General features: G+C 73.3%; 5 protein-coding genes and 1 pseudogene. 5 read left to right on the top strand and 1 reads right to left on the bottom strand.

Annotated elements, in window-relative coordinates; translation table 11 throughout:
- Positions 1 to 47: 47 nt before the first annotated feature.
- Positions 48 to 389, top strand: a complete 342-nt coding sequence (locus AOK18_RS24885; RefSeq protein ID WP_055572135.1) for an ArsR/SmtB family transcription factor — start codon at positions 48 to 50, stop codon at positions 387 to 389.
- Positions 390 to 421: 32 nt separating this feature from the next.
- Here the strand turns inward: AOK18_RS24885 and AOK18_RS24880 are convergent, their stop codons facing one another.
- The gene (locus AOK18_RS24880) at positions 422 to 1,075 is read right to left on the bottom strand and encodes a class I SAM-dependent methyltransferase (RefSeq protein WP_055695780.1); all 654 of its coding nucleotides are present in this window, start codon (positions 1,073 to 1,075) and stop codon (positions 422 to 424) included.
- Positions 1,076 to 1,206: 131 nt separating this feature from the next.
- Here AOK18_RS24880 and AOK18_RS24875 point away from each other — a divergent pair, with 131 nt between their 5' ends.
- From AOK18_RS24875 to AOK18_RS24860, 4 genes and pseudogenes are all read left to right on the top strand, one after another.
- Complete coding sequence (locus tag AOK18_RS24875; RefSeq protein ID WP_055695779.1) at positions 1,207 to 1,659, top strand: flavodoxin family protein; 453 nt, start codon at positions 1,207 to 1,209, stop codon at positions 1,657 to 1,659.
- Between the two features lie 94 nt (positions 1,660 to 1,753).
- On the top strand, positions 1,754 to 2,386 hold the full coding sequence (locus AOK18_RS24870; protein ID WP_055695778.1) for a GNAT family N-acetyltransferase: 633 nt from the start codon (positions 1,754 to 1,756) through the stop codon (positions 2,384 to 2,386).
- 276 nt (positions 2,387 to 2,662) lie between these two features.
- Positions 2,663 to 3,342, top strand: a pseudogene (locus AOK18_RS24865) (lytic polysaccharide monooxygenase).
- 288 nt (positions 3,343 to 3,630) lie between these two features.
- On the top strand, positions 3,631 to 5,274 hold a 1,644-nt coding region (locus AOK18_RS24860), incomplete at its 3' end, for a DUF1996 domain-containing protein (RefSeq protein ID WP_107100370.1).

Genomic DNA, 5,274 nt, shown 5'->3' with positions numbered 1-5,274 from the left:
CCGGCCCGGGACCCGGGCCGGACCGGAGCCGGGAAGGGGACGGCACGATGACCACGCCGCTGCACCAGCTGAAGGCCGACTTCTTCAAGACCCTGGGGCACCCCGCCCGCATCCGGGTCCTGGAACTCCTCAGCGAGCGCGAGCACGCGGTCGCGGAGATGCTGCCCCAGGTGGGCATCGAACCGGCGCACCTCTCCCAGCAGCTGGCGGTGCTGCGGCGGGCGAACCTCGTGGTCGCCCGCAAGGAGGGCTCGACCGTCCACTACTCGCTGACCAGCCCCCACGTGGCGGAACTGCTCCGGGTGGCACGCACCATCCTGTCCGGTGTCCTCGCGGGCCAGGCCGAACTGCTCGCCGGCCTCAGGGACGAGACGAGCCCCCTGCCCTGACGGGCGGCCGCGTTCCGCGCGGCCGTCCCGGGTCAGCCCGCCGGGGCCGTCCCCCCGCGCCGGCAGTGCAGGAAGAGCTGGGGCTCCGGCGCGGCGTCGGGATGGGCCGGGGTGAACAGCACGCTCCTCTCGGACAGCACCGTCAGCCCCGCGTCCCGCACCAGGCCGATCACGTCCTGGGCGGGGAAGCTGGTGACCCGCACGCTCTGGCCCATGAAGACGCCGTCGAAGTCCTCCACGTCCAGGGGCACGGTCGCCAGGGCGAACAGACCCCCGGGCCGCAGCGCCCGGACCAGTCGGCGCAGCAGGCCGGACTGCTCCGCACGGGACATCTGGAGCAGCGCGAAGTACAGGCAGACGGCGTCGAACGAGCCGTCCTCGAACGGCACGGAACGGACGTCGCCGCAGCGGAACTCGGCGTCGGGCACCTGCCGGGACGCGATCTCCACCATCACGGGTGACACGTCGACCCCCAGCACCCGGTGGCCCGCCGCGGCCAGCGCGGCGGCCGTGGGCCGGCCCGTCCCGCTGCCCACGTCCAGCACCCGGGCGGCGGGCGGAAGCCGCTCCAGCAGCCACGCCAGGGAGGCCCGGTGCGCCTCGGAGGAGGCGAACGCCGCCTCGTAGTCGCCGCCCAGCGCGTCGAACACCGCTGCCGCGGGCGACCCGTGATTCCCGTCGACCAAGACGCACCCCGTCTCCGCGTACCGATGCCGCGCATCGTGCCACTCCCGGCGGACCCCCACAACCGTGCGCCGCTCCCCCGGCGCGTCGGTCCGGCTTGCGGGGGCGCCGGCCGGCACGGCAGGGTCGGAGGGTGCCGACTCTGCTGATCGTCCATCACACGCCCTCGCCCCACTGCCAGACGATGTTCGAAGCGGTCCTCTCCGGTGCCACCGCCCCGGAGATCGAGGACGTCCGTGTGGTGCGGCGGGCGGCCCTGTCCGCCACCGCGGGCGACGTCCTGGAAGCCGACGGCTTTCTCCTCGGCACCCCGGCGAACCTCGGCTACATGTCCGGGGCGCTCAAGCACTTCTTCGACCAGGTCTACTACCCGTGCCTGGACAGCACCCGGGGCCGGCCCTTCGGCTACTACGTGCACGGCGGCAGCGACGTCACCGGGGCGGTGCGGGGGATCGAGTCCGTCACGAAGGGCCTCGGCTGGCGGCGCGCCGCCGACGCCGTGACCGTCACGGGTGAACCCGGCAAGGACGCCGTCGAGCGGTGCTGGGAACTGGGGGCCACCCTCGCCGCCGGCCTGATGGACTGACGTCCGGGCCGCACCGGACCGTCGTCCCGGACGCGGAGCGGCAGTGCGGGAACAGAGTTGGGGGAGCGCTCCCATGCGGTGCAGGATGCCGGGCATGACTCCGTCTCCCTCGATTCGCCCGTACCGCCGCGAGGACCGGCCGGCCCTCGACGACATCTGCGTCCGCACCGCGCACAACGGGCGGGACGCCCGTCCCCTGTACCGGGACCCGGGCATCCTCCCGGCGATCTTCGCCGCCCCCTACGTGCACCTGGACCCCGAACTGGCCTTCGTCCTGGACGACGGGCGGGGGCGTGCGGTCGGCTACGTCCTCGGCACCGCCGACACGGAGCGCTTCGCCCGGGACTTCCGGGCCGTGTGGCTGCCCCGGGTCGCCGACCGCTACCCCGAGCCGGCCGGGCCGCCGGCCACGAGGGACGAGGAGATGGCCCGGCTCCTGCACCACCCCGAGCGGATGTCCGTCCCCGCACTGGCCGCCTATCCGGCCCATCTGCACATCGACCTGCTGCCCGACCGGCAGGGTCTCGGTCACGGCCGGGAGCTGATGCGGACGTTCCTCGAGGCGCTGGACGACCGCGGGGTGCCGGCGGTCCACCTGGTGATGGTGAGGGCCAACACGTCCGCCAGGGCCTTCTACGACCGGATGGGCTTCCACGAGATCGAGGTGCGCATCGACGACTCCGTCGTCTGCCTCGGCCGCTCCACCCGGGACCGCGACCGGCTGTGACGGACGGGTGGCGGCCGGCTCCGCGCGACCGCAGTCGTCCCGGACGTCGGAAGGCGCCGCAAGACGTCGAACATGCCACGGCCGGCGGGGAAGTGGCGCGAACGGGTGTTGTCCCTCCGCTTCCCGGGGGGCAGCCCGTTGTGCTGAAAGCGCTCCCGTGGCTTCCCTCGTACGCGCTCCGGCGCGCTCCGGCGCGCTCCGTGCGCACCCCCACGCGCACCGGCGCCTCCGCGTGCCGGGCTCCGACGTCCGCGCACCCCCACCCGGAAGAAGAAGATCAGGAATCGGCACCTCCATGACCCGCGTGTCCGTGCCGCATCGTGGCCCGCGCTCGTCCTGGGCGTCCTCGTCGCCCTGCTGCTGTGTCGGTTCCCTGGAGCGGCACCGCGGTCGCACACGGCTCGGTGGCCGACCCGGCGTCCCGCGGCTGCGACTGCCGGCTGCGCCGGGGCAGCGACTTCCAGAATCCGGCCATGGCGCACGAGGACCCCCTGTGCCGGCAGGCGTGGCAGGACAACCCCAACGCCATGCGGAACTGGAACGGTCTCTACCGCAACGGCTCCGCCGGTGATTCCGAGGCCGTGATCCCCGACGGCCGACTGTGCAGCGGCGGACGGACCGAGGGCGGCCGCTCCACCTCCATGGACACGGCGGGCGCCTGGCGCACCACCGACGTCGACAGCGACCTCACCGTCCGGCTGCACGACCGGGCGAGCCACGGCGCGGACTCCTTCCTCGTCTACGTCACCCGGCAGGGCCCCGACCCCACCACCCAGCCGCTGACCTGGAACGACCTCGAACCGGTGGCCACCACCGGCTCGTACGGCCCGGGCCGGAACCACTCGATCCCGGTGAGCACGTCCGGCTGCGGCGGCCGCCACGTCGTCCACACGATCCGGCAGGCCTCGCCCATGGACCGGACGTACTTCCCGTGCAGTGACGTGGACTTCGGCTGACCTGCCGCTCCCCGCACCGCCCGGCCCCCGGGGTCCCCTCCGCGCACGCCGGGTCGGGCGGGACCCGGGGGCCGGGCGTGCCCGGGGAACCCCGGATCTCCCGAAGAAAACGCGAGGCGCTTGAACGCACCGCGGAGCGCCTGCGTATGAGGCGTGGGAATTCCATGCCCCCCGCCGCGACAGAAGCGTAGGAGTACCGCCTTGGCACGCAACACACGCAGACGCCCCCGAGGGCCACAGCGCGCGACCTTCGCAGCGGTCGCGCTGATCCTGGGCGGAGGGGGGTTGATGGCGGCCAACGTCTACGCCTCCGCGACGGAGGACGACGCCGGCGGTGCCGGCCGGGCGCGGGTCCTCGGCGGCGCCACCATCGACTGTCCCGACGTGGGAACCAACCTGACCACGGTCCCCGAGAAGGCGCGGCCGGCCGTCGACAAGGAACTCGCGGCGCTGGACGAGCAGATCGCCCAGGCCTACCAGCGCCTGGCGGAGTCCGCTCCGGCCATCCGGCAGGACCCCGGCGTCGCCGACGAGAAGGTCGTGGGCCCGCTCGAGGAGGAGCGCACCGCGACCCTCGACCGCATCTCGGGTGCCATGGAGCAGGAGGGCGACCGCCCCGAGGGCCTCGGTGAACTCGCCGACTGCTCCGTGGTCGACTCCGGCAACGCGTCCGACGGGTCCGGCGACGGCCAGGAGGGCGGACAGGGAGACGCGGGCGACCAGGGTGGCGACGAGGGCGCGGGCCAGGAGCAGGGCGGCGGAAACGGCGGCCAGGCGGGCAACGGGCCCGTCGCCGCGGACTTCGTGGACATCACGAGCGTCCAGCCCAACGTGACCGAGCCCGCCGCGTCGGACGACGCCTCGAAGGGCACCTTCGTCAGCAGCTGCGGCGTCAACGAGAACGGCCTGTTCAACTCGGACAACGTGATCGCGGCCCCGGGCGTCGCCAACGGCGCGCACCACTTCCACGACTACATCGGCAACCAGGCCACCAACGCCTTCTCCAGCGACGAGGAGCTGGCGGCCGCCGACACCACCTGTGAGGACCAGGGCGACAAGTCGTCGTACTACTGGCCCGTGCTGCGGCTGCAGAACGGCACCGAGGAGCAGGACGCCAACTCGCCCGGCGGCGGCATCGAGGGCAACGTCGGTGAGATCGTGACGCCCAAGGAGGTCACCCTGACCTTCGTGGGCAACCCGCAGGGCGAGGTCACGGCCATGCCGAGGCTGCTGCGCATCATCACGGGCGACGCCAAGTCCTTCGTCAACGGCCCCGCCAACGCCAACGCGTCCTGGAGCTGCACCGGCTTCGAGGACCGGCAGCTGGCGGACAAGTACCCGCTGTGCCCGCAGGGCAGCGACGTGGTCCGCACCTTCGACTTCCAGAGCTGCTGGGACGGCCGCAACACCGACAGCGCCAACCACCGCACGCACATGGCGTTCGCGGACGCCCAGGGCGCCTGCCCGTCCGGCTTCACCCCCGTGCCGCAGCTGGTCCAGCGCATCGTCTACGACGTCGACGCGCCCAGCCTGGACGACGGCGGAGCGACGACCCCGCTGTTCGCCGTGGACTCCTTCCCGGAGCAGCTGCACAAGCCGGGCACCGACCACGGCGACTTCATCAACGTCTTCGACGAGGACCTGATGCAGGAGATGGTCGACTGCATCAACAGCGGCCGTACCTGCGGTGCCGGCACCGGTGGCGGCGAGCAGCCGGGTGAGGACCCACAGGAGGAGCCCACCGAGGCGCCCGGGGCCCCCGGTGAGGGCGACGGCAACGGCGGCGGCGACCAGGGCAACGGCGGCAAGGACAACGGCGGCGACCAGGGCAACGGCGGCGGCGACCAGGGTAGCGACGACCAGGGCAACGGCGACCAGGGCAACGGCGGCGGCGACCAGGGCAGCGGCGGCAAGGACAACGGCGGCGACCAG

Source organism: Streptomyces prasinopilosus, from assembly GCF_001419695.1.
In the GTDB taxonomy this organism is placed as follows: Bacteria; Actinomycetota; Actinomycetes; order Streptomycetales; family Streptomycetaceae; genus Streptomyces; species Streptomyces prasinopilosus.
Note: the sequence above shows the minus strand (reverse complement) of the source record. Positions and strands in the feature narration are given on the sequence as shown.

What these genes read in the sequence shown, in the direction of transcription:
- AOK18_RS24885 (WP_055572135.1), top strand. Translation starts at nt 48, where the DNA reads ATGACCACGCCGCTGCACCAGCTGAAGGCCGACTTCTTCAAGACCCTG.
- AOK18_RS24870 (WP_055695778.1), top strand. Translation starts at nt 1,754, where the DNA reads ATGACTCCGTCTCCCTCGATTCGCCCGTACCGCCGCGAGGACCGGCCG.